Genomic DNA, 24254 nt, shown 5'->3' with positions numbered 1-24254 from the left:
CTCCTCGTTGATAATGAGTCTATAAATTCAAAATGAGTCTAAAGAGTCAAATTTAATTATGAAGACACCTCGAGCGCGCTCTCCCAATCACCCGACAGGCGCCCAGCTGCGCGGCGCGCGAGGCCTTCTGAATCTGTCGGTCCTGGACCTGTCGGAGCGCACAGGTCTGGCCGTCAACACCATCAAGCGTGCCGAAGCGACGAACGACTTCGCGCCGGTCAACCGCGCAAACGCCAACCTGTTGGTCACAGTGCTTCAAAACTTGGGGGTGGTTTTTTTGCCCGCTGAAGACACGATTGGGGCAGGCGTTCGGCTGGAGGCTTCAGACACGCCCGCGTTTGCACGACGTCGAAGTGGGGAGTGAGGCCAACCAAACGCCAGAATCGGTCGTTGTCGATAACCGTATTGAGCCTTGCCTCCCGCTTCGCTTGACTCCCCCAGGGGGTTAGCGCGCATATAGAACAAATGAGGAACATTTGTTCACAGCCTGACTCTTTGATAGCGCTGAAGACTCGCCTGGAGGCCCTGGATCGGGCCGGCGGTCGTCGCGTTGGAGCGGGCGTGCGCACGGGAAGCGACGACGTCTTTGCGCCACTGACCAAAGGCGTTTTGCATGATCTTTATGCAGTCGCCCCTGCCGACGCGGTGGCGGTCAACGCCTTTGGGCTGGGCATGGCGCTGCAGGCGACGGCGGGGCGTCCCATCGTCTGGGGCCTGCATGAGATGATGGCGCAGGAGGCGGGACGGCCGCACGGTCCGGGCCTGCATGAGATGGGCTTGTCGCCGCGCGACCTGCTGCTGGTGCGGGCGCGCGATGTGCAGACACTGTTGGCCGTCGGCGAAGAAGCCCTGCGCAGTCCCGCCGTGGGCGCCGTGTTGTTGAGCGCCTGGGGCGAAGCCAAGGCCTTCAGCCTGACGGCCAGCCGCCGACTGGCTCTGGCGGCAGAGACGGGCGGCGCGACCCTGTTCCTGGCGCGGGCGGGGGCCCTGCCCTGCCCCAGCGCGGCCGAGACGCGCTGGTCGGTGGCGTCCTGCGCTTCAGAACCTCTGGAAGGCGGAGCGCCGGGTCGGCCGTCTTTTTCGGCGACCCTGCTGCGGCGGCGCGGCGGCGGGGCGACCGGGACCTGGATCATGGAGTGGGATCGTGAACAGCGAATCTTCCGCCCGCCCGCGCCGCTATCTGGCGGTCTGGTTCCCCTGGTTGCCCAGCGACCGGCTGCAGCGTCAGGAACCAGACACGCCGCCTGATGCGCCGCCCGTTATCCTGGCTGAAAAGATCAAGGGCGCGCTGCGGCTGGCGGCTGTCGATCCGGCGGCGGCGCGGGCGGGGCTAATGCCCGGCCTGGCCCTGGCCGATGCGCGGGCGCGGACCCCCGTCCTGCGCGTCGTCGCCCATCGACCGGAACTCGACGACGCCCTGCTGGGGCGGGTGCTGGAGGATTTCGGCCGCTTCACCCCCATGATCGCGCTGGACCCGCCGCACGGCCTGATGCTGGACGTCACCGGCTGCGCGCATCTGTTCGACGGCGAAGCGGGCCTGATGCTGACAGTCCAGGCACGGGCCGAACGCGCGGGACTTCAGAATCGATGCGCGCTAGCCGGCACGCCCCAGGTCGCCCGCGCCCTGGCCCGTTTCGGACCCGGCGGACGGTTCGAGCCCGGCCAGGACCGCGCCGCTGCGCGCCGCCTGCCGGTCGCCGCGCTGGAGCTTTCGGACAAGGAGGACGAGGCCCTGCGCCGTCTGGGCCTGAAGCGGCTGGGCGATCTGGACGACCGGCCCCGCGCGCCCCTGGCCGCCCGCTTCGGCGCCGATTTTCCGGCCCGGCTGGCGCGGGTTCTGGGCGATGAGAACGTGCGCATCACCCCGCATCGCCCGCCCGCCCCCGTGGTCGTCGACCGCATTTTCTTCGAGCCGATCTCGGCGCCCGAGGACGTGGAGCGGGTTCTGTCCGACCTGCTGGTCGAGACCATGAGCCGGCTGGATCAGACGGGCCTGGGCGGCCGCGCCTTCGAGGCCGGCTTCTATCGCGTGGACGGCGAGACGCGCCGCATCGTCGTCCGCACCGGCCGTCCGACCCGCGACGCCCCCGCGACCCTGCGGCTGTTCCGCGAGCGGATGGCGGCTTTGGCCACCCCGCTGGACCCCGGCTTCGGTTTCGATCAGATGCGGATGTCCGCGCCCTGGACCCAGGCTTTGGCGCCCACACAGCAGGGGCTGGAGCGCGAGACGCCCGGCGAGGAGGCCTTCACCCGCCTGATCGACCGGCTGACCGCGCGTCTGGGACCGGAGGCCGTACTGCGCTTCGAACCCTTCGCCTCGCACATTCCCGAACGCGCCGCGCGACTGGTCCCGGCCGCCGCCCGCCATGGCGTCGAGACCTGGCCCGACCTCGATCCCGACGATCCGCCCCTGCGCCCTCTGCAGATGTTCGATCCGCCCCAGCCGGTCGAAACCCTGGCGGAGGTGCCCGACGGCTATCCGCTGAAGTTCCGCTGGCGCCGCGTCCTGCATGAGGTGACGCGCGCCGAGGGGCCCGAGCGGATCAGCGGCGAATGGTGGCGTGCGCCGGGCCAACGCACTCGCGACTATTACCGGGTTGAAGACCGCGAAGGCCGCCGTTTCTGGCTGTTCCGCCAGGGGCTCTATGGCGAAACGCTCGAGCCGCGCTGGTTCATCCACGGCCTGTTCGCATGAGCGCGCCCGATCCTTGCGGCGCCTACGCGGAGTTGGCGACGGCCAGCAATTTCTCCTTCCTGCGCGGCGCCTCGCATCCCAAGGACCTGGTGCTGACGGCGATCCTGCGCGGCCACGCCGGACTGGGGCTGGCCGACCGCAACACCGTGGCGGGCGTGGTGCGGGCCTGGAGCGCGCTGAAGGAGCTACGAGCCGAAGGTCTGGCTCCGCCGGACAAGGTGCGCGAGGGCGGCGGTCCCGGCGAGATCGCCTTCATCGAGGACCCGCTGAACGATCGGGCCCTGTCCGAAGAGGTGAAGGCGCGTGCGGCAAACTTCCGTCTGCTGACAGGGACGCGGCTGGTGTTCAACGACGGGACGCCGGATGTCATCGCCTATCCGGAGACGCGGGCGGGCTGGGGCAGGCTGACGCGCCTGCTGACCTTGGGCAACCGCCGGGCGAAGAAGGGCGAATGCGAGATCGGCCTGCGAGACCTGCTGGCCGATCCTGAAGACCTGCTGCTGATCCTCATGCCACCTGATCGTTTGGCAGGGCTGGAGGAGACGCTGACCCGCATGAACGCGGCGGCGCCGGGCGCGGTCTGGCTGGGCGCCGCCCTGCACAGACGCGGCGACGACCGGCGCCGGCTGGCCTGGCTCAAAGCCATGGCGGATCGGACCCAGGTTCCCTTGCTGGCGCTCAACGACGTCCTCTACGCCGCCACTGAGGACCGCGACCTGCAGGACGTCCTGACCTGCATCCGCGAAGGCGCGACCATCGAAACCGCCGGCCGCCGGCTGGAGGCCAACGCCGAACGCTGGCTGAAGCCCTTGGACGAAATGGCCCGCCTGTTCAAAGACGCGCCCGAGGCGGTGGCCGAGACGACCGCCTTCCTGTCGCGTGCGAACTTCGATCTGAGCGACCTGAAGTATGAATACCCAGAGGAGCCCGTACCGCCCGGCGAAACACCCCAGGGTTGGCTGGAGAAGCTGGTGCGCCACCGCACGCTGGTCCGTTATCCGGACGGCGCGTCGCCCAAGGTCACGGCCCTGCTTGAGAAGGAGCTAGCCTTCATCGCCAAGCGCAGCCTGGCCCCCTATTTCCTGACCATCCACGACATCGTCCGCACGGCCGAGGACAAGGGCATCCTCTGCCAGGGACGCGGATCGGCCGCCAACTCGGCCGTCTGCTACGTCCTGGGGATCACCAGCGTCGATCCGGCCTGTCACGACCTGTTGTTCGAGCGGTTCCTGTCCTCCAACCGCGACGAGCCGCCCGACATCGACGTCGACTTCGAGCACGAGCGGCGCGAGGAGGTCATCCAGTACGTCTATGAGCGCTATGGCCGCCATCGCGCCGGCATCGCCGCCACCGTCATCCGCTATCGCCCCCGCAGCGCCATCCGCGAGGTCGGCAAGGTCCTGGGCCTGACTGAGGACGTCACCGCCCGTCTGGCCTCGACCCAGTGGGGCAGTTGGGGATCGGAGATCAGCGGCCGCCAGATCGAACAGGCCGGTCTGGACGCCGCCAACCCCATGGTCGATCGCGCCGTGCGCATGGCCACGCGCCTGCTCGGCTTTCCGCGCCACCTGTCCCAGCACGTCGGCGGCTTCGTTCTGACCCAGGGGCGGCTGGACGAGACCGTCCCCATAGGCAACGCCGCCATGTCGGACCGCACCTTCATCGAATGGGACAAGGATGACATCGACGCCCTGGGCCTGATGAAGGTCGACGTCCTGGCCCTGGGCATGCTGACCTGCATCCGTAAGGCGTTCGACCTGATGAAGGCCCATTCGGGCGTCGAGCACGACCTCGCTTCCGTCCCGCCGGAGGAACCCGAGGTCTACGACATGCTGTGCCGGGGCCAGTCCATCGGCGTCTTCCAGGTCGAGAGCCGCGCCCAGATCAACATGCTGCCGCGGCTGAGGCCGCGAGAGTTCTACGATCTGGTGATCCAGGTCGCCATCGTGCGTCCCGGCCCGATCCAGGGCGACATGGTCCATCCCTACCTGCGTCGCCGCAACGGCGTGGAGGAAATTCACTATCCCCCGCCCAGCGGCCTCTATGGTCCGCCGGACGAGTTGAAGCAGGTGTTGCACCGAACCCTGGGCGTCCCCCTGTTTCAGGAACAGGCGATGAAGGTCGCCATGGTCGCCGCCCGCTTCACGGACGCCGAAGCCAACGGCCTGCGCAAGGCCATGGGCACGTTCCGGGGCGACGGGACGCTGCACACCTATGAAGACCGCATGGTCGGGCGGATGATCGCGCGCGGCTACGATCCAGACTTCGCGCGGCGCTGCTTTGAGCAGATCAAGGGTTTCGGCTCCTACGGCTTTCCCGAAAGCCACGCCGCCAGTTTCGCCCGGCTGGTCTATGTCTCTTCCTGGATCAAACACCGCCACCCGGCGGCCTTCGCCTGCGCCCTATTGAACAGCCAGCCCATGGGCTTCTATGCGCCCGCCCAGATCGTGCGCGAGGCGGAGGAGGTCGGCGGGGTTGAGGTGCGCCCTATCGACGTCTCGCACAGCGACTGGGACAACAGCCTGGAGGGGCCGGCGAACGCGCCCGCCCTGCGTCTGGGCCTGCGCCAGATCGACGGCTTCAGGGAGGAGTGGGCTAAAGCCCTGTCGGCGGCGCGGGCCGAGGCGCCCTTCGCCGATATCGAAACCCTGGCCCGGCGCGCCGAACTGCCCGCCGCAGCCATGCGCAAGCTGGCCGACGCCGACGCCTTCCACTCATTGGGCCAGGATCGTCGCAAGGCTCTATGGGCGGTGCGCCGCCTGCCCGACGACGATCCCCTGCCCCTGTTCGCAGCTGCCGAGGCGCGCGAACGCGGCGCCCGGGAACTGGGCGCGGAGCCCGACGCCCAACTTCCGCTGATGCCGCTGGGCGAGCACGTCGCCGCCGACTACCAGACTGCGCGCCTGTCGCTGAAGGCCCACCCCATGGCCATCCTGCGTCCTGTCTTCGCCGCCGAGCGAGTCCTGACCTGCGCCGAAACGGAAGGCCGGCGCGGCGGCTCCCTGGTGCAGGTCGCGGGCGTGGTGCTGGTGCGTCAGCGGCCGGGCAAGGGCAACGCCGTCTTCGTCACCCTGGAGGACGAGACCGGCATCACCAACATCGTCCTCTGGGCGCGCATGCTGGACCAGTACCGACGCGAGATCATGGGCGCCCGACTGATGCAGATCGAAGGCCTGGTTGAGAAAAGCCCCGAAGGCGTGGTCCACGTCCTCGCCCGCCGCGTCATCGACCGCAGCGCCGAACTGTCCCGCCTATCCGAAGACCACGAAACCAACATCCAACTGGCCCGCGCCGATATCGTCGCTAACTCGCAACCCCCGCGACACCCGTCACATCGGCATCCGCGCGACGTGCGCATCTTGCCGGGATCGCGGGACTTCCACTAAGCGCCAGGAGCGGTCATTCACTGTGGGCCGCAAAGGCGACATTTAGCACGCGGCTGGGATCGACTAGCTCTAACGGGCCTCCGCAATCAGAAGACCTCGTCCGGCTCTATGATCCCGGCCTTTCGACGAGCCTCTGCAAGCTGACGGGCGACAATCCGGTTCTCAATGGAGCTGGCCATTGAGAACATGGCGACACCAACCTGCACCACATACTGACGTGTTATTCCTCGCCGCGCTTCGCCCTCCTTCGTCTGACCATTGCGATGGACGCAGTCGTGCCGGACCGGAAGGCTAGCCATCAATTTCTTCTTGATCTCGGGCTGAGTGAAGATTTCCAGCCCAAGGGCGACCTCGTATATTTCAGAGATCAGACTGAAGTTGTGATAGCTGAGTCCTCGAAGGTAGTCGGTCACCTTGCGCTTGACGCAGTCCGGGTCAGCCAAAACGTCTTTCAGGGCGATCTTCACACCAACGAGATTTTTGTCCTTCGAAACGATGGCGGCTAGCGCGTCAGGATCGTTGAGAACGGCATTCAGGAGGGTGTCGCTGAGGTAGGCCTCCAACGCGCCGAAAAAGTGCACGAGGACCATTCGGTTGGCGGCGACAGTCACCAAGTCATGACCGGTCGATCGGATTATATCGTGACCCTCTTTCATCGCCGCTCGGAGGACTTCAAACGGCTTGAGGGGAACGTCTAACCAATAATCTTCATCGTAATCGGGGAGTGCGTCGTAACCGCCGCTGGCCTCGATCAACGCGTCGAGATGTTCAGCAAATTCAGCGTGTACAGCTCCGTCAGAATTCCAGACGTTTATGGCGAATGTGGTAGAGCACTCGGGACAGGTGACATCCGTCTCGTCCTCGACCATGCGCTCTTCAGCTTTGTCGCCCGACCAGTTCGGTTCAGGGACCCGCACGGTTAGCGCGACTTGCTCACTGCACTTTGGGCAAATGAAACTGATGTCGGACGAATATTCGGCCACGGTGAATCCACCCTAAATAGTCGGTGGCACGCTACGACGACCGATCACCTGAGGCCAAGGTCTGGCATCGCTGGTATAGCCCAACGGCTTGGCGCGGGCCTAACGGCCGACGCCTGATCCAGTTAGGAACGGAGCCCACCTCTCGCTTCTGTCGCCTTCAATGAGCCGCTCCGCGCCGATTTCGTTGAAAAAGGCGTCCCGGGCAATTGGCATGAGGGCGCTGCGCTGATTCACTCTGGTCGTTGAGACCGGAGGTGCAGCGATGATGGGCGAGCGGCGGGTCGATCAGTCGGCCCTGTTCTACGCGTTCTCGTTGGAGCGGCATGTGCCGGCGGATCACATGCTGCGCGCGATCGATCGCTTTGTGGAACTGGACGGCCTGCGGACGCATCTGGCTCCGTTCTACAGCGCCATCGGTCGCCCCTCGATCGACCCGGAGTTGCTGATCCGGATGCTGCTAGTCGGCTATTGTTTCGGCATCCGCTCGGAGCGGCGCCTGTGTGAGGAAGTTCACCTGAACCTGGCTTATCGCTGGTTCTGTCGGCTGGGCCTGGACGGCGACGTGCCGGACCACTCGACCTTTTCGAAGAACCGCCACGGTCGTTTCCGCGACAGTGATCTGCTGCGCGAGTTGTTCGAGACGGTGCTGCGCCGCTGCATCGCCGAGGGCCTGGTCGGCGGCGAGGGTTTCGCGGTCGACGCCAGCCTGATCAAGGCCGACGCCAATCGCCAGCGCTGCGTGCCCGGCGACGAAGGTCTGCCGCCCGAGGCCGCCAGCCGCGCCATCGACGAGTACCTGGCCGTGCTGGATGATGCGGCCTTCGGCGGCGCGACCCCGGTGACGCCCAGGTTCATCTCGCCGGCCGACCCGGCCTCGCGCTGGACCGGCGCCAACAAGGGCCTGGCCTTCTTCGCCTATGCGACCAACTACCTGATCGACCTGGACCACGCGATCATCGTCGATGTCGAGCCGTCCACGGCGGTGCGCCAGGCCGAGGTGACGGCGGCCCGCACCATGATCGAGCGGGCGCGCGAGCATCATGATCTGTGGCCGGCCCGGCTGGCGGCGGACACCGCCTACGGCTCGGCCGAGATGCTGGACTGGCTGGTCCACGACCAGGGCATCGAGCCCCACATCCCCGTCATCGACAAGTCGGAGCGGATCGACGGAACCTTCTCGCGCAGCGACTTCGCCTATGACCACGCCCAGGATCTCTACCGCTGCCCGGCGGGCAAGACGCTGGTCCACGGTCGGCGCGTCTTCTCGACGCCCCGGACCCAGGCGCCGCCTGACGACACCCTGCGCTATCGCGCCAGTACGGCCGACTGCCGGGCCTGCGCCTTCAAGCCCCGCTGCTGCCCCAACACGCCGATGCGCAAGGTCACGCGCTCCATCCACGAAGGCGCCCGGGACTTCGCCCGCGACATCGCCAAGACCGACGCCTACGTCGTCTCCCGGCGCGAACGGAAGAAGGTCGAGATGCTGTTCGCCCACCTCAAGCGCATTCTGAAGCTGGACCGACTGCGCCTGAGAGGCCCCAACGGCGCCAAAGACGAGTTCCTCCTCGCCGCCACCGCCCAGAACCTGCGCAAACTCGCCAAACTGATCCCGCCAGCAGCTCCGGCGGTCGCCTGAAGCGGCACCAAGCCGTCGCGCCCATTACTGGCGGCGATCTTAACAGCCGCCTTTTTCAACGAAATCCGCCAGGAGCGGTCTTGGCATCCATGCGAGAAGCGGACCTCGCCTACATGGCTCGCAGCAGCATCTTGCATGTGCACGCCACCACGCTTCCCGGTAGCCGCCGCATGGAGCCATCGGCGCGCCGAAGGCGAAGCCCCAAACGATGCCTAAGGCCAAGTTTGTGTTCCAAACTCAACTCAAGAGTGACATTCTGGAGAAAACAATCGATCGGTGGGGGGGGATATGCGGATCAGCCGCGTTGTCGTGAAGAACTATAGGTCGCTCAAATTCGTCGACGTTCAAATTGTCGAGCCAGCGACGATGGTCATCGGTGAGAACAACACAGGCAAATCCAACTTTTTTCAGGCCATTCGCCTTTGCCTGGATAGCCAGCTAACTTCTGCCTTCCGCTCACTTCATAAGGACGATGTTCACTGTCACGTCGACCAGACCCAGCCGTTCCAGGTGCTAGTCGGCGTCGAGTTTGCTGACTTTGAAGGTCATGAGAACGAGGAAGCGCTCCTGCACGGGACGCAGATCGGGCCTAATCGCGCCCGGATCTTCTATCGCTTCAGGCCCAAGCGTGCCGTCCGCGAGGCCATTGCTCAGAACCAGCAGGCCGATCCTTTAACTCTTGAAGATTACGGTTGGGAGCTCTTTGGGGGGGGGAATCCGGAAGTCGATCTGACCGCCATTGAATGGAACCATGAGAACGGCGACCTGGGCGCAACAAGCGTCGGTTTGCAGTATCTACAATCCTACCTGGTCGTGTTCCTCCCCGCCCTGCGAAACGTGGAGGCTGACCTCCAGCAGAGCCGCAACTCCGCGTTGGCACGGCTGGTGGAGGCGTGCGCCATCCCTCCGGCCGAGCAGGCGGCGCTTACGGCCGCAGTTCAAACAGCAAATGATGAGATTGAGGGATCGCCCACGATCCAAGCGATCTCCGAGTCCATTGATGAAGCCCTGAAAGAGATTAGCGGCCCGGCGTTTAGCCTCGACGTGGACCTAGGCCTCTCGGCCCCAACATTCCAGTCCATCGTTCGCAATCTCGTGGTTCTGCTCAGCAACGGCCTGGTCAATCAATTCGAAGCGCGTCGGAATGGCCTCGGCCTAAATAACATTCTCTATATCGCCATGCTGGTTGAGTATTTTCGCAAGCGGGCCGCAATCGGTAAGGCCGCCGGTGAACTGATCCTGATTGAGGAGCCGGAGGCGCACCTTCACCCGCAGCTGCAAGCAACGCTGGTGGACGCCCTTCGGGCGCTTCCCTTCCAGTCAATGGTATCGACCCACAGCACGCAGGTCACCGGAAAGGCCCCGATTAAGTCCTTCGTGACCCTAACCGCAGGGGCAGACGGTGTGACGTTCGTGTCCACCCCGGGGACTGCTGCGGCGCTTACTGGAGAGCAGCAGCGCGACCTCAATCGGTTTCTGGACGCCACGAAAGCGAATCTCCTCTTCGCACGAAAGGTGATGCTGGTCGAAGGTCCGGCGGAATTGCTGCTCGTGCCTGCTCTAGCAAGGCGCGTTCTCGGCGTGGATTTGGAGCGCGAAGGCATTTCTGTCATCGCGATTCATGGGACCCACTTTGGCGCGTTCAGTCGACTATTCAGCGCGACGAGCCTCCCCAAGAAATGCGCCATCGTTGGAGATGCGGATATTCCGCCCGCCGACGTAGTTGCGGACGAAGATGTACCGGTTCAGGAGAACTTGGCGGCTCTCGAAGGCCCTTTCGTGCGAGCCTTTGTCGGCGCGACCACCTTTGAGCGCGAGATCACGCTTCCCGGGAACCTCAAGATGCTGTCGCGGGCAGCAGAGGAACTCCACGCTCCCAGATTGCAGGCCGCACTAAACCTCCAGGACGAACTTATCGGAGGCCCTGTTCCTGAAGCACTCAAGGCGCAGGTGTTGCGAACGGCCAAGCGTTTCGGCAAGGCGCGCTTCGCACAGGTTACAGCCGGGCACGCTGCCCTGGCTGAGGAACTACCAGCCTACATCCACGACGCTATTCAGTGGTTGCAGCAGCCGTGACGTTGACTGAACAGCAGCGGCAGGCCGTCAGTCACCCTGAGAACTTGCTCCTCACCGCTTGCCCAGGAAGCGGAAAGACGCGGACCCTGATCGCAAAGGCGATCCGGGAAATTGATCGCGTCCGCGGTACACCTCGAAAAATTTGCTGCATCACCTACACGAACACCGCGGCGCAGGAGATCGAGCATCGAACGGCCTTGGAGACGCAACCCGGCGACGAGGAGTACTTCGCCGTTTCAACGATACATGCCTTTTGCCTGACCGAGATTTATCGCCCGTATGGATGGTTGCTCCCCGGCTTCCGCGGAGCGGCACGTGTCATTACCCGGGAAAACCCAGACTTCGAGCGCATCGCACAGTACGCGGCCGAGCGCGTGAACTTGCTGCGCCTGACGCCGGCCGACTACGAGGCGTTCGAGTCGCTGACCATGAATGCGGCGGGGCAGATTGTAGGACTTGCTGCAAAAAACGATGCAATCGTGCGCGCCGCCCCCCACTGGTGGCAGCGCTGCGCCGAACTCGGCTACGTCGACTTCGGCACCATCATCTACGGATCGTACCGCGTTCTTCGCGACAATCCGCAGATCGCGATGTCTCTGGCCGCCAAATTTCCTTGGTTCCTTGTCGACGAGTTTCAGGACACCACGGACCTTCAGATCGAGTTGCTCAAGCTCATTCACGCAACGGGCCGATCTCGCTTCTTCTTGGTCGGCGATCTCGCGCAATCGATCTTCGGCTTCACCGGCGCTGACCCAAGCCTTGTCGCGCCTTTCGGCGCGCACATTCACGCACGTACCGACCTCTCATTAAGTCAGAATTTCCGGTCTAGTGAACGCATTGTCGGCCATGCAGAGCGGCTCTTCCCGAGAAAGCCGCCGATGACGGCCAACGGCAGAAATCGCGATGCTTCCACAGACCCAATCCTTGTTCGGGGCGTCACTTCCTTTCAAGCGATCACCGAGCATTTCCTGCCAAAGCTGGACGAGTTAGGGATTTCGCTCGGCGATGCCACCATCCTCGGCAAGGATTGGGCCTCGCTCATCGCGCTGTCGCGGCAACTCCGCGACTACGGCACCCCGGTAGTGGGCCCTGGCGCGAGGCCCTATCGGCGGTCGCGGCTCTTCGCGGGACTAGCGGAGCAGCTATGCGCGGCCACCGAAGAAGTCGCACCCGACACCATGCGTCAACTAGAGCGGGCCGTCTTTCACGCCGTACAAGACCTAACAGGTCATGCTGGGCTCGATGTCTTCAGCCACGGGGGCCGCGTAGTCATTGTACGTCTTTTAAGAGAAGCAACGCGCCTGGCCGAGTACGGAGGCGCAATCCAGTGGCTAGACGAGATGTCCGCCCGGACCGGCGAAATCCTGTTCAACGCGGGGTACATTGATCGCGCGCAGGCGGGGATGTTCTATGCGTCAGTCCAAGAGATGAAGGTGGACATGGCGCGCCAGGGAGTCGACACCGCCAATCTGACAGTGAGCGATCTCGGACTATTCGCAAGCCCTACCAGAGCACTCCGTCTGTCAACGATCCACTACTCGAAGGGTAGAGAGTACGCGGCCGTCGCGATGATCGGCTTGCGCCAGGGCACATTCCCACACTTCAACGCAAGAGGCGATGACGCCATCGAAGCCGAGAAGCGCCTGTTCTATGTCGGCGTGACCCGAGCAGAACGCCTATTGATGTACGTGGCGGAGCAGGATCGATGGAACAATCCTCCGAGCCCATTCTTAGGCGCCGCTGGGATCGGCGTGATCTAGCAAGCCGACGTTGCGCTACATAAACAGCCGGCACGGATAGGAGCGCGGCTCCAGCGTCGGCATGCGCACCACGACCTTCTCCAGGATCTGGGCGAAGTTGAGCCGCCGCTGGGAACCTGCCCAAGCGACTGCATGCAAGGGTGAAACGGGACCGGGACCGAGCCCCAACTCCATGCCCGCTCGAAGGTCCGCGGCGGCTCGCCCGACCCATGGCGGTCTCCTTGTGTCGTGGCTTCCCAGCTGCCGCTCCGAAGGTCTCTTAAGAGTCAGGCGCCGTCCTTAGGCCTTGGAGTGACGACCACTTGGCAGGGATTGCAGAGCGGCTTCTCCCGGCCCAGGCAGAACGAAGAATTTCGCAATCGACACCCCCAATACGCCTGCTAGTCGATCAGCAGATCGACCGATCACATTACCCAACTGACGCTCAATCTCGCTCAGGTCTCTGCGCCACAACGCGCGCACGACCGCCCAGCGTGACACGAACCTGGCCTGGGGCGACGCGGCGGTGGAGTACTTCCTCATCCTCCATCCGCGCCGCCGCGACATCGCCTACCGCAGCGCTTCGGGGAGTTGCAGGCGTCGCACAGCCACATCCAGCGACGCCTGCGCCAGACCATCTCCGCCCTGGGCCGGACCGTGCTGGATACGACGCCCCTTCCGTCGTCGGCGATCTTCAAGGGCATGCCAATGATCGAATGAACAGTGCGTTAGTCTTCGCACCTGCGAGATGGGCGGCGGCTGGCGCAGCGCGGTGGACAGGCGGAGGCGATTTTGCATGTTAAGCATCGCCATGCGGGCCAGGCGGGGCGGGGAATCCACTGTCACGAAACCCTCCAAAGATGACTCTGGGGATGGGGCGGTTTTCGTGAAGGCGGAATTGAGCTGGAGGGCGGTTCGCCGGTCGGAGGCGGTGGTCCAGGGCGGATCGGGGCCAAATGAGGCGCGAATGGGGCAGTCACGAAATTCGGAGCCGGGCGGCAGGGCGAATTCGGGCGTTTGTTGAAATCATTTAGGTTTTCGGCCGAGATTCGTGACTCGGATCGGGCGTTTTGGAGCTACTTTTGGTTGAATTTGGCCTCGAAACAGGGAAAAACGCAGTCACGTTTCTGTAAGACGCTGAAATATCAAGGGAAAAATCTTTGAGTCACGAATCCCCTCAAGGGTGACTCATTTGTCCGTTTTAGGGGGGCGGCTGGGGCTGGGGGGTTCACCCCCAGCCGCACCCCACTTGGCGTTTTAAAAACCGTAACCTCACTCAGAAATCTGCGCTATCTGGCATCCTCTTGGGGAATGATTATAGGGTTTGAATGCCACGTAATTGGGGGAAGGCTTCGATATGGCTGACGGCGACGTCACTATTTCCATTCGCGACCGTCTGCTGAAAGAGCGCAATGCGCTGCTCGATCTGTCTACGCGTAATCGCCTACTGAACACGCCGCTGCGAACCAAGAACAACCGCGCGATCGAAATCGTCGACGAAAAATCTGCCGAGGTATTCCGGTTGCTGACGTCGAATAGAGCTTTTAGCTTTGTGCCTGGCGTCCAGCTCAGTGAAGCGGATCGTGCTGACCTCGATCCGGACGATGACGTCACCGGTGGCATTCCCCAGCCGGACAATAACGACGTCGATGAACAGGGTCGCGCCTCCCGTCACACCGACACCCGACTTCAGACCCGCCTGACGTCCGAAGGACTTCAGAAGCGGCTGTTCGATATCTGGTACGACGCCCAGACCCTGGAACAGGAGCAGGGTGTCAACATCCTGTACTTGGCTATCGGCCTGCTGCGCTGGTTCGACAGCGACAGCTCCGACGTTGCACGCCACGCCCCGCTGGTGCTTCTGCCGGTAAAGCTGGAACGCACCAGCGCGGCCGACAAATTCAAACTGCGCTGGAGAGACGAACCTCCGTCGCCGAACTTGACCCTTCAAGCAAAAATGAAGGCTGAGTTTGCCCTCACGATCGAAGATTTCACAGATGAAGATGAAGTCGATCTGGCTGGATATTGCGCCCGGATCGCTGAAACCATTTCGAACCAGAAACGCTGGGAGGTGCTGCCCGATGCGATGGTTCTGGGCTTCTTCTCCTTCTCGAAATTCCTCATGTACCGGGATCTGGACCCAGACAATTGGCCCAAGCAAACTGGCATAGACAGCCGGGAAATGATCAGCGCACTGCTACGGGATGGTTTCCCAGAAAGCACGCCGCTCGTTGGCGACGCTGACGCAATTGATGATGTCATACGCCCCTTGGAACTTCACCACGTCGTTGATGCGGACAGTTCACAGACGGTCGCCATTGCTGAAGCCGCAGGCGGACGCTCAATCGTTGTGAAGGGACCGCCAGGCACCGGTAAATCCCAGACAATCACCAACATCATCGCCGCAGCCGTCGCCCGGGGCAAAAAGGTCCTGTTTGTCGCCGAAAAAATGGCTGCCCTGGACGTCGTTCACAGACGACTCCGACAGGTTGGCCTCGGCCCTCTGACGCTCGAATTGCATTCGAACAAGGTGAACAAGCGCACAGTCCTGGAAGAGTTAAAGCGTACCCGAGACGCGCAGCATCGGCCTCCACGCGGTGATCTCAGCGTGATCGAAAAGTTGGGTGAGACCAGCGGCGCTTTGAATTCCTTCGCCAAGCGGCTGCACAAGCCTCTGCAACCGAGCGGCCTCACTCCCCAAGCCATCCTCGGCCTCTTGGCGCGTTCTCAGGAAACAACAGCGCCGTCTGGCTACGCTCTTACCAATGCTGATCAGTGGGATCGCGAGGCCGTCGCGACTCGACGCGCCATGGTCGCTGAGGTTGCGGAACGATCACGTATCCTGGGTCCTGTTCCAGCCAATGTCTGGCGTGGCGTACAATGTGACGCCCTTGATCCGACGCAGCGCCAAGCCCTCAACACCCGCCTTCAGGCAGTCGCCGCGTCCCTAGCGGATGCAAAGCGACATGCGGAGGTTGCAACAGAAGGCCTTGCGGCACCCATCGTCAAGACGATGGCTGATCTACAACGCGCGTCCAGCTTCCTGTCCATCACGCCACTGCCCGCTGGCCTTGATCGAACTGCGTTAGTCTCCTCTTCATGGAGCGACCTTGATGAGCTTCAGCACCTTATCAAAGCGGGACGAACCTACGTCAGCGCCTGGGAAGATGCTGAAAAGGTTTTCAACGACGCCGGCCGAACGGCAGACCTTGCTCCTGTTCGATTGGCGGTCGTGACCAAGGGGACCAGCTTGCTGCGCTTCTTGGATGGTGCATATCGCACGCAGATCGCTCTTTTGCGCTCCTATCTGACGATCGAATTGCCAAAGTCACCTACAGAGCGTGTGGCTTTTATCGATCGCATGATCGCCGCTCAGAACGCCAAGGCTGCCTTCGTCGCCGCTGAAGCCGCCGGAACGGCATTCGGCACCGCCTGGAAAAGCGAACGATCAAACTGGGATCAGTTGGACGCCATACTGACTTGGCGTCGCACCCACGAAGCCCTGCCGCGCCTGACCTGGGGTCTCTTGGCGGAAACCACAGACATCAAACCAATCGAATCCGCTCGCGTCGCTCTGACTGAGGCGCTGCCGGAATTGGAGACTGCTCTCCAACAAGTTTTCACGGAGCTGGCGCTTAATCTGCGGCGTGCGTTTGAAGTCAGTGCTGTAGCGGAAGTTCATCTAGAGACTCTGGAAGCCCGTCTGGCGGAATGGATAGATGACCTCGAGGGGCTGAGCCGCTTTGTCGCCTTCGCTTCCCGAGCGCGTGCACTGTCTGATCTTGGCGGAGAATCTCTGGTCAACGCGCTCCATGATGGAACGCTTGACCACAAGTCGCTCCCTCCGGCTTTCGAACAAGCCTACGCAGAAGTACTGCGCGTTGCGTTGTTCACCACCTGGCCCGAACTTCGAGCGTTCGATGGCGACGATCACAACAATCGGGTGGCGACCTTCCGGCAACTCGACAAGGCGCGCATCAGTCTCGCGCAAGAACAGATTGTCGCCGCCCATGCGGATGGCCGTCCGCGCGGCGCCAGCGGCATAGGCCCGCTGGGCGTGCTCAACGCTGAAATGGCTAAGAAGCGTAGGCACCTGCCCATCCGCGTCCTCTTGGACGAGGCAGGCCCCGCGATTCAGCAGTTGAAGCCTGTCTTCATGATGAGCCCGCTTTCAGTCGCCCAGTTCCTGAAACCGGGCGGCATCCAGTTCGACCTGCTGGTCATGGACGAAGCCAGTCAAATCGAGCCTGTCGACTCCTTAGGCGCCATCGCACGCGTCAACCAGATCGTCGTCGTGGGAGACGAGCGTCAGCTTCCGCCGACCGCCTTCTTCAAAAAGCTCACCGGTGAGGACGATAGCGAGGAAACAGACGACGGCGTCACCATTCAGGCGAAAGATGCTGAAAGCATACTGGAACTCTGCCTAGCCAAAGGCATGCCCCACCGCATGCTCAGCTGGCACTACCGTTCGAAGCATCAGTCACTGATCGCAGTTTCGAACAAAGAATTCTACGAGAACAAACTCTTCATCGTGCCCAGCCCCTATGACGCTGTCGCTGGCATGGGGCTCAAATTCAATCTGATGAAGGACACCGCCTATGACCGGGGCGGCACCCGCACCAACCCCAAAGAAGCGAAAGCGGTCGCAGAAGCAGTGATCCGGCATGCCCGGGAACACCCAGAACAACTCTCGGCGTGGCGACCTTCTCGGTGGCGCAGCGCCAAGCCGTCCTCAAGGAACTGGAACTCCTTCGTCGCGGCAACCCTGACGTTGAGGAGTTCTTCAGCGGGGCGTCACACGAACCCTTCTTCGTCAAGAATCTGGAGAACATCCAAGGCGACGAGCGAGACGTGATCTTCATCTCCGTCGGCTATGGCAAGACGGAAACGGGCTACCTGGCCCACGCCTTCGGTCCGTTGAGTGGTGAGGGCGGCGAAAGGCGGCTGAACGTCTTGATCTCTCGAGCCAAGATGCGGTGCGAAGTTTTCTGCAACTTCACAGGTGCGGACATCGACCTGGAGCGATCTCGCTCCAGAGGTGTGGCCGCTCTTAAGCTGTTCCTGACCTTCGCGGAGACCGGGAACTTTGGCCTCGGCGAGGTGACGGGCGAGGACTTCGACAGCGAGTTCGAAATCCAAGTCTGCGAACGCCTCCAGGCTCTGGGGTATGACGTCAAACGTCAGATCGGCGCATCCGGATTCCGTGTCGACTTGGCGGTTTCAGACCCTGACAAGCCCGGCCGCTTCACGCTGGGCATCGAATGCGACGGCGCTCAGTTCCACTCTTCTCGTTCGGCTCGCGACCGTGACCGGCTGCGCCAACAGGTGCTCGAATCCCATGGTTGGATCATTCACCGTGTATGGAGCGCTGACTGGTATCTGCGGCCGCAGGCTGAGTTGAAGAAAATCGAAGACGCCATCGCTGCTGCACGAGCCGAATGGGCTGCCCGCGACGAAGACGGCTATCGTCCCGTCCGCGCAGTGCCCCTGTCATTCGAAGCCGAGCAAGTTGACGATCATACGGATATCGTCACCGCAGTGATGGAAACGGGCTCGACGTTCGAGCACCATCACAGCCTTTATGCGGAAGCTGATTTTCTGGTGAACCGGAGCGTCGAACCTCACGAGACGCCCTTGGCCCAGATGGCGGCCTATGTCGTCAAAGTCGTGCAGGCCGAAGGCCCCGTCCACATTGATGAAATCATCGCCAGAATTCGTATCTTATGGGGCCTTGGTCGTGCGGGATCGCGGATTCGCGCCGCCGTGGAACGCGCTGTCTCAGCAGCGGCGCAGCACGGGCTGATTGAGGGTGGGCCATTCTACACCGTGCCCGGTCAGGCCATCGTCGTAAGAGACCGCTCACAGGTGGGGTCGTCTAGCCTTCGCAAGCCTGGAGCTCTGCCTCCGGCTGAAATCGACGCCGCCCTCCTGGAAATCGTAGATACAAACTTCGGAGCGGGTCGTGACGATCTCATCGTGGCTGCGTCACGAGCCTTTGGGTTCGCGTCAACCAGCGCGCAGCTGCGCGAAGTCCTTCAACAGCGCATCACCGAGCTGGAAAAAGGCGGCATCTTTAGCACAAAAGGCGAATTGATCGTGAGGGCCACGGCATGAGCTGGTTGGGCTTGGATCACTTCGTGACGGTCAAGGCCGCCTTAGGCCGGGAAGCTGCCGCCGCACGCTTCTTGGCCACGGGTGGGCGACGTTCTTCTGCCATAGAAGACGATAGCGATGAGATGGACGCGAACATCGACGCCGCGGATACCGCACCGCTCGTCTTTCATATCATCTACGAGGATGCTGGAAGCCGTATCTCTCAACGCATCGTCACTGTCCGAAAGGTTGAGGTCGGTAAAACCGGCCCGATGCTGTTTTGCTTCTGTCATCTGAGGAAGAGGGTTCGTCGGTTTGCCCTGGAGCGAGTTCAGGAAGTGTTCGACGCCTCAACGGGCGAGGTCCACACTGAACCCAAAGCCTTTTTCCTAAGTCACCCCCTGCTCGCTCGCCCTGAGGCGCATGAGGATCGAGCATTCCGTCTCTGCGCTGATGACCTGACTATCCTGACTGCGGTAGGCGCCGCCGACGGGCGTTTCGATCCAGATGAACAAGACCAACTATTGGTGCATGTTTTCGATCGCTACGAAGAGGGTCCCCTAGACGAATTACGACTGCGACAGCGCCTGTCTCTTTTGACCCCTGACCACGTCAGCTTCTATAAATCGCTCACACGTGTTGCGCAGGCGGACAACCGCCTCCTTCGTCGATCCTTACGAAGGATCGTCGATGCAGATGGCGTATTAGACCCAGCCGAACTCGCTTTCGTGGACACGATCGAAGCCAGTCTTCGGTAAAAGAACCCAGGGTTCAAGAGCCCAGGATACGCCCACGAAACTCCTGCCCAGCGGGGGATTAAGGGGCCTAAATTGAGTCCCAAACCTTCAGAAAACGTTGGAAAAACAATGCATTCTCGGCGTTGACATCGTAGGGGTCAGCAGTTCGACGCCCACGCCCGCTGGCGCTGGGACAGACGGAAGCACAAGGACGGCCATGCAGCCTCCAATGAAAAAGGCTCGCCAAAGCGGGCCATACGCGAGTTTCAGGGAGCGGAAGATCAGCAGAAGGATTCGCTGATATTTGGCAGCACGGCCGACCAACTGCGTCACTACAGCGCGATCACGCAGAGGTTATTGGCGTTCAGTTACGCAACTTCCAATCGTGACCGTGCCTTCGGGAGGGAGGCAAATAGGAGGAACACCCTTGAAAAAACTCGCCCATCTAGCCCTCGCTGCAGCTTTGATGGCTTCATCGGCTGCAGGCGCCGCAACTCTCTTTCCGACAAACGCGGTAGCGGCAGAACAACCGTACCTCATCATCACTTATCTTCTCGACGGCGTGCCCGTAGGCAGCGTTCAGCTATTCTGCGAGGGGCCTGAAATCAGAACTGGCAACACCGCCGATTACCTTACAAAAGTCTTCACTTCCTACTTTATGTGCCCGTAACATAAAGGGAATCAAGCGCAAGCTTGTAGCAAGAGCCCCTCGGCCATGCCGTCGGGGGAGCTCACCGCCCCCTGCGATATGGCGCGATCCGCACCGCCCGCTGCCGTTGGCTCTCGCTGGCGATGGATGGCCAGAAGCCGCCGCCTTCCTTGCCCAATCCCTTGGCGGCGTTGGTGAGAAGGTCGTCCGCCAGGTTGTCGTGCTCCCGCATCGTGAAGCGGTCGGCCAGCCTTCTCGCCGAAGTCTTTGAGGCCAGCCTGCACCTGGCGAAGGTCGGTTTTCATCTTCCGGCGCATTGCGCAGCTCAATGGCTGCCGAACCCACGATGGGGCGTCGGACATGGGAAGGCTCCGGGGGCCAGGGGGTGGGCTGCGCGTCGCCCTTTTCCCGAATGGCCATCATCCGCCGCCAATGCCAGTATCGGGCACTAGATCCATTCAAGGGAGATCGCGATGGCGGCGCTGGTGGTTTTGTTTGGTGCGCTTTCGATCAGTTCGGCGGCGGTTCAGGACGACTGGTCCGACGTCGACTGCGCCAACGCAGGCTCGACTATGGAACAAAACGTCTGTGCGGGGCGCGACGTCAGGGCCCTGGAGCAAAACCTGCGCCTATATACGGACACCGCCTATGCGGTCCTGCGGGAGAACGACGAAAGAGATTCCGAGGCGCTGATCGCGGAAATCCGCGAGGGTGAGCGGCTGTGGCGGGGCTACATGGAGACGGCGTGTGGTGCCGTGGACACCTATTGGAAGCCGGGCACGATCCGTACAGTCATGGCCGCCAGTTGCGAGATGGAGCTGATCCGGGAACGCACCCACCACGTCTGGCGCGAATATCTGACGCCGATGGAGGGGATGCCCCGCCTGGCCGAGCCGCCGCGCGGCGGTTTCGACTGAGGCGGCGGAGGTAGCGGACGAAGGTTGACAAGCACGCATGAGGAACTGCGGCTCGGCTATGCCGCCCCCTGTCGCGCCCCCAAGGAACGCGCCTTTCCCACCTCGCCCGCGGGCTTTATGTGTCGGTTTCCATGCGGTTCTTGATAGTGCACTCGGAGGACAAGGCCCACCCGAGCGGGCCTTGTTCGAATTCTGTTTAAGGTGACGGGGACTAGGAACAGCAGCAGGGTGCGCGGCTAGGCATATTTTTGATCGCCCCTCAGGGGGACGCGTGCGTGAGCCACGGAATAACAAAGAAATCATATCGGAAGGCGATTCTCGTACGCTCAAAAGCCTAGGTATAGCCGCAAGGGCTCATGCCGAACGGCGAAGCGCCTGATTGCCTGAAGGTCGCGTCAGCGTCGTGGCGCAATCGCTCCGGCCGTGCTACGCGCGCCGAACCATGACGACGCCCCCTATCGAACGCATCCGCAACTTTTCGGTGGTCGCCCACATCGACCACGGCAAGTCGACCCTGTCCGACCGCCTGATCCAGTTCACGGGCGGCCTGACCGCGCGCGAAATGTCGGAACAGGTTCTTGATAATATGGACATCGAGAAGGAGCGCGGCATCACCATCAAGGCGCAGACCGTGCGCCTGAACTACAAGGCCAAGGACGGTGAGACCTACGTCCTGAACCTGATGGACACGCCGGGGCACGTCGACTTCGCCTATGAGGTGTCGCGTTCGCTGGCCGCCTGCGAAGGCTCGATCCTGGTGGTGGACGCCTCGCAGGGCGTCGAGGCCCAGACCCTGGCCAACGTCTATCAGGCCATCGACAACAATCACGAGATCGTCCCGGTCCTGAACAAGATCGACCTGCCCGCCGCCGAGCCGGACCGGGTGCGGGCCCAGATCGAGGACGTCATCGGCATCGACGCCTCGGAGGCCGTCATGTGCTCGGCCAAGTCGGGCATCGGCATCGAGGACGTGCTGGAGGCCATCGTCGCCCGCCTGCCCGCGCCCAAGGGCGACGTCAACGCCCCGCTGAAGGCCATGCTGGTCGACGCCTGGTACGACCCCTACCTGGGCGTGGTGCTGCTGGTCAGGGTGTTCGACGGCGTGCTGAAGGCCGGCATGCGCGTGAAGATGATGCAGACCGGCTCGTCGCACCTGGTCGACCGCGTCGGCGTCTTCCTGCCCAAGAACACCCCGGTCGATCAACTCGGCCCCGGCGAGGTCGGCTTCATCACCGCCCAGATCAAGGAAGTCGCCCACGCCGCCGTTGGCGACACCATCACCGACGAGAAGAAACCCACGGCCGAAGCGCTGAAGGGCTTCAAGGACGTGCAGTCGGTGGTCTTCTGCGGCCTGTTCCCGGTCGACGCCGCCGACTTCGAAGACCTGCGCGCCGCCATCGGCAAGCTGCGCCTGAACGACGCCAGCTTCACCTATGAAATGGAATCCTCAGCGGCTCTGGGTTTCGGCTTCCGCTGCGGCTTCCTGGGCCTGCTGCACCTGGAGATCATCCAGGAGCGCCTGAGCCGCGAGTTCAACCTGGACCTGATCGCGACGGCCCCCTCGGTCGTCTACAAGATCGGCCTGCGCGACGGGACCGAGATCGACCTGCACAACCCGGCCGACCTGCCCGACGTGATGCAGATCGAGACCATCAGCGAGCCGTGGATCAAGGCCACCATCCTGACGCCCGACGAATACCTCGGCGGCGTGATCAAGCTGTGCCAGGACCGTCGCGGCAGCCAGATCGAACTGTCCTACGTCGGCAGCCGCGCCCTGGTCGTCTATGAGCTGCCGCTGAACGAAGTGGTGTTCGACTTCTACGACCGGCTGAAGTCGATCTCGAAGGGCTACGCCTCGTTCGACTATGAGATCACCGACTACAAGGTCGGCGACCTGGTGAAGATGTCGATCCTGGTCAACGCCGAGCCGGTGGACGCCCTGTCGATGCTGGTCCACCGCGCCCGCGCCGAGACGCGCGGCCGCGGCATGGTGGAGAAGATGAAGGAGCTGATCCCGCCCCACATGTTCACCATCCCGATCCAGGCGGCCATCGGCGGCAAGATCATCGCACGCGAAACCGTCCGCGCCCTGCGCAAGGACGTGACCAGCAAGTGCTACGGCGGCGACGCCACCCGCAAGAAGAAGCTGCTGGAGAAACAGAAGGCGGGCAAGAAGCGCATGCGTCAGTTCGGCAAGGTCGAGATCCCGCAGGAAGCCTTCATCGCCGCCCTGAAGATGGACGAGGATTGATCCTCGTACGAGGAAAATGAAATCATGAAGGGCGGAAGGCGGTGCTTTCCGCCCTTTGTTCTTTTGCCCTCAAAACCCCGCCCGCCACGTCTCCGCGGTTAGCGTCACCGCCGCTTCGAGCGGGGGCTTGAGCTGGAACAGGCCCGGCGCGGCGGCGAGATCGTGGAGGCGGTAGAGGCGCCAGGCGTCGGGGCATTCGGTTGAGACCTCGCGCTCGGTGCGGGTCAGGAAGAAGTCGGTGGCGGGGCCGCCGCGCGTGGCCTTGACCTCGATCAGGCGCTCGCGGCCCGCCGGATCGAAGCTCTTGATATCGTAGCCGGCGCCGTCGCCGCGCTCCTGGGACGTCCATTCGATCTTGCGGGCCAGATCGGGGCGGTCATGGGCGATCAGGAAGGCGCGCTCGTGGTGGAAGACGTGACGCTCGCCCCACTGGCCGAGGACGCGGTTGCGGTGATCGCGGGCGGCGGGGTCGTATTTGCGGACGATGCGGGCGAGCCCCTCGGGCCGGGGCTTGCGCGCCGGGCCGAGGGGCGGCGGGGCGGTGATGGGGAGGATGACGGGCGGCGGCGCGTCCGGCTGGCTCCATGGCGAGGCGAAGGGTTGATCGGGTTCGTGGACGGAAGGCTGGCGTGGCGTCGGCCCCTCCACCACTTCGTGGTCCCCCTCCCCATGGAATGGGGAGGAAAATGACAGGCCGAGGCTCCAGGCGTCGGGATGGGCGTCGAGGTAGCGTTCGACAGCCGGAAAGAGCGCGTTCTGGATGTTGTCCATGCGCCTGTAGCCGCGGATGGTCGGCAGGCCGAGATCGGCCAGGACCGAGGACAGGTTCATGTGCTTGAACTCGACCGAGCGGTGCGAACGGCCCGTGCGCGCCATCAGGTCGCGGGCGTGATGCGCCTTGACGTAAGGGCGCCCCGCAAGCTCGGCCGCCAGCATGGTGAAATAGGTCGCGACGATGGCGTCCAGTTCGTCCGCCTGCCAGTCGGTTCCTACCTTAGATTGGTCGATCATCGCCCCTCCGCCTACCGGAGGTTAGCTTTGCCGTGGAGTCTTGGCCAGGACGCATGGGACAGGCGGGGCCGAGGCGATCAC

The 24254-nt window shown here is 63.0% G+C and carries 14 protein-coding genes; 12 read left to right on the top strand and 2 right to left on the bottom strand.

All coding sequences use genetic code 11. The features are described 5' to 3' along the window. Positions 1 to 561: 561 nt before the first annotated feature. From ABC419_RS03995 to ABC419_RS03985, 3 genes are read left to right on the top strand one after another with little or no spacing between them, the layout of a single operon-like run. Positions 562 to 1248 (top strand): ImuA family protein, encoded by a 687-nt coding sequence (locus ABC419_RS03995; protein ID WP_412876285.1) that lies wholly within the window; start codon positions 562 to 564, stop codon positions 1246 to 1248. Further along, positions 1145 to 2695 (top strand): Y-family DNA polymerase, encoded by a 1551-nt coding sequence (locus tag ABC419_RS03990; protein WP_412876286.1) that lies wholly within the window; start codon positions 1145 to 1147, stop codon positions 2693 to 2695. The genes ABC419_RS03995 and ABC419_RS03990 overlap by 104 nt, the downstream gene beginning before the upstream one ends. Beyond that, positions 2692 to 6081: an error-prone DNA polymerase gene (locus tag ABC419_RS03985; protein WP_412876287.1), complete on the top strand. Its 3390-nt coding sequence runs from the start codon at positions 2692 to 2694 to the stop codon at positions 6079 to 6081. Before ABC419_RS03990 ends, ABC419_RS03985 begins: the two co-directional genes overlap by 4 nt. Positions 6082 to 6167: 86 nt before the next feature. Here ABC419_RS03985 and ABC419_RS03980 read toward each other — a convergent pair whose 3' ends face one another. Continuing rightward, positions 6168 to 7064, bottom strand: coding sequence for a hypothetical protein (locus ABC419_RS03980; RefSeq protein WP_412876288.1), 897 nt, complete (start codon positions 7062 to 7064; stop codon positions 6168 to 6170). Positions 7065 to 7326: 262 nt separating this feature from the next. Here ABC419_RS03980 and ABC419_RS03975 point away from each other — a divergent pair, with 262 nt between their 5' ends. From ABC419_RS03975 to lepA, 9 genes are all read left to right on the top strand, one after another. Continuing rightward, positions 7327 to 8700, top strand: a complete 1374-nt coding sequence (locus ABC419_RS03975) for a transposase (protein WP_412876289.1) — start codon at positions 7327 to 7329, stop codon at positions 8698 to 8700. 288 nt (positions 8701 to 8988) lie between these two features. Then, entirely contained in the window at positions 8989 to 10776 is a 1788-nt protein-coding gene (locus ABC419_RS03970; protein WP_412878767.1) for an ATP-dependent nuclease, read from the top strand. 2 nt (positions 10777 to 10778) lie between these two features. Further along, positions 10779 to 12536, top strand: coding sequence for a UvrD-helicase domain-containing protein (locus tag ABC419_RS03965; protein ID WP_412876292.1), 1758 nt, complete (start codon positions 10779 to 10781; stop codon positions 12534 to 12536). A gap of 1336 nt (positions 12537 to 13872) precedes the next feature. After that, positions 13873 to 17370 (top strand): DUF4011 domain-containing protein, encoded by a 3498-nt coding sequence (locus tag ABC419_RS03960; protein ID WP_412878766.1) that lies wholly within the window; start codon positions 13873 to 13875, stop codon positions 17368 to 17370. A 116-nt stretch (positions 17371 to 17486) separates the two neighbouring features. Continuing rightward, positions 17487 to 18629: a DUF3320 domain-containing protein gene (locus ABC419_RS03955; protein WP_412878794.1), complete on the top strand. Its 1143-nt coding sequence runs from the start codon at positions 17487 to 17489 to the stop codon at positions 18627 to 18629. Further along, on the top strand, positions 18626 to 19366 hold the full coding sequence (locus tag ABC419_RS03950) for a TerB family tellurite resistance protein (protein WP_412876294.1): 741 nt from the start codon (positions 18626 to 18628) through the stop codon (positions 19364 to 19366). Before ABC419_RS03955 ends, ABC419_RS03950 begins: the two co-directional genes overlap by 4 nt. A gap of 406 nt (positions 19367 to 19772) precedes the next feature. Continuing rightward, positions 19773 to 20015: a hypothetical protein gene (locus ABC419_RS03945; protein ID WP_412876295.1), complete on the top strand. Its 243-nt coding sequence runs from the start codon at positions 19773 to 19775 to the stop codon at positions 20013 to 20015. A gap of 452 nt (positions 20016 to 20467) precedes the next feature. Beyond that, a complete protein-coding gene (locus ABC419_RS03940) occupies positions 20468 to 20911 on the top strand; it encodes a lysozyme inhibitor LprI family protein (protein WP_200168736.1) in 444 nt (147 codons plus the stop codon). A gap of 442 nt (positions 20912 to 21353) precedes the next feature. After that, on the top strand, positions 21354 to 23162 hold the full coding sequence (lepA, locus tag ABC419_RS03935) for a translation elongation factor 4 (RefSeq protein WP_292060689.1): 1809 nt from the start codon (positions 21354 to 21356) through the stop codon (positions 23160 to 23162). Positions 23163 to 23231: 69 nt separating this feature from the next. Here the strand turns inward: lepA and ABC419_RS03930 are convergent, their stop codons facing one another. Then, on the bottom strand, positions 23232 to 24173 hold the full coding sequence (locus tag ABC419_RS03930) for a protein NO VEIN domain-containing protein (RefSeq protein WP_088411008.1): 942 nt from the start codon (positions 24171 to 24173) through the stop codon (positions 23232 to 23234). Positions 24174 to 24254: the final 81 nt, after the last annotated feature.

The sequence above is a fragment of the Brevundimonas phoenicis genome (assembly GCF_047237745.1).
Lineage (GTDB): Bacteria > Pseudomonadota > Alphaproteobacteria > Caulobacterales > Caulobacteraceae > Brevundimonas.
This window is presented reverse-complemented; position numbering and strand designations above follow the sequence as displayed.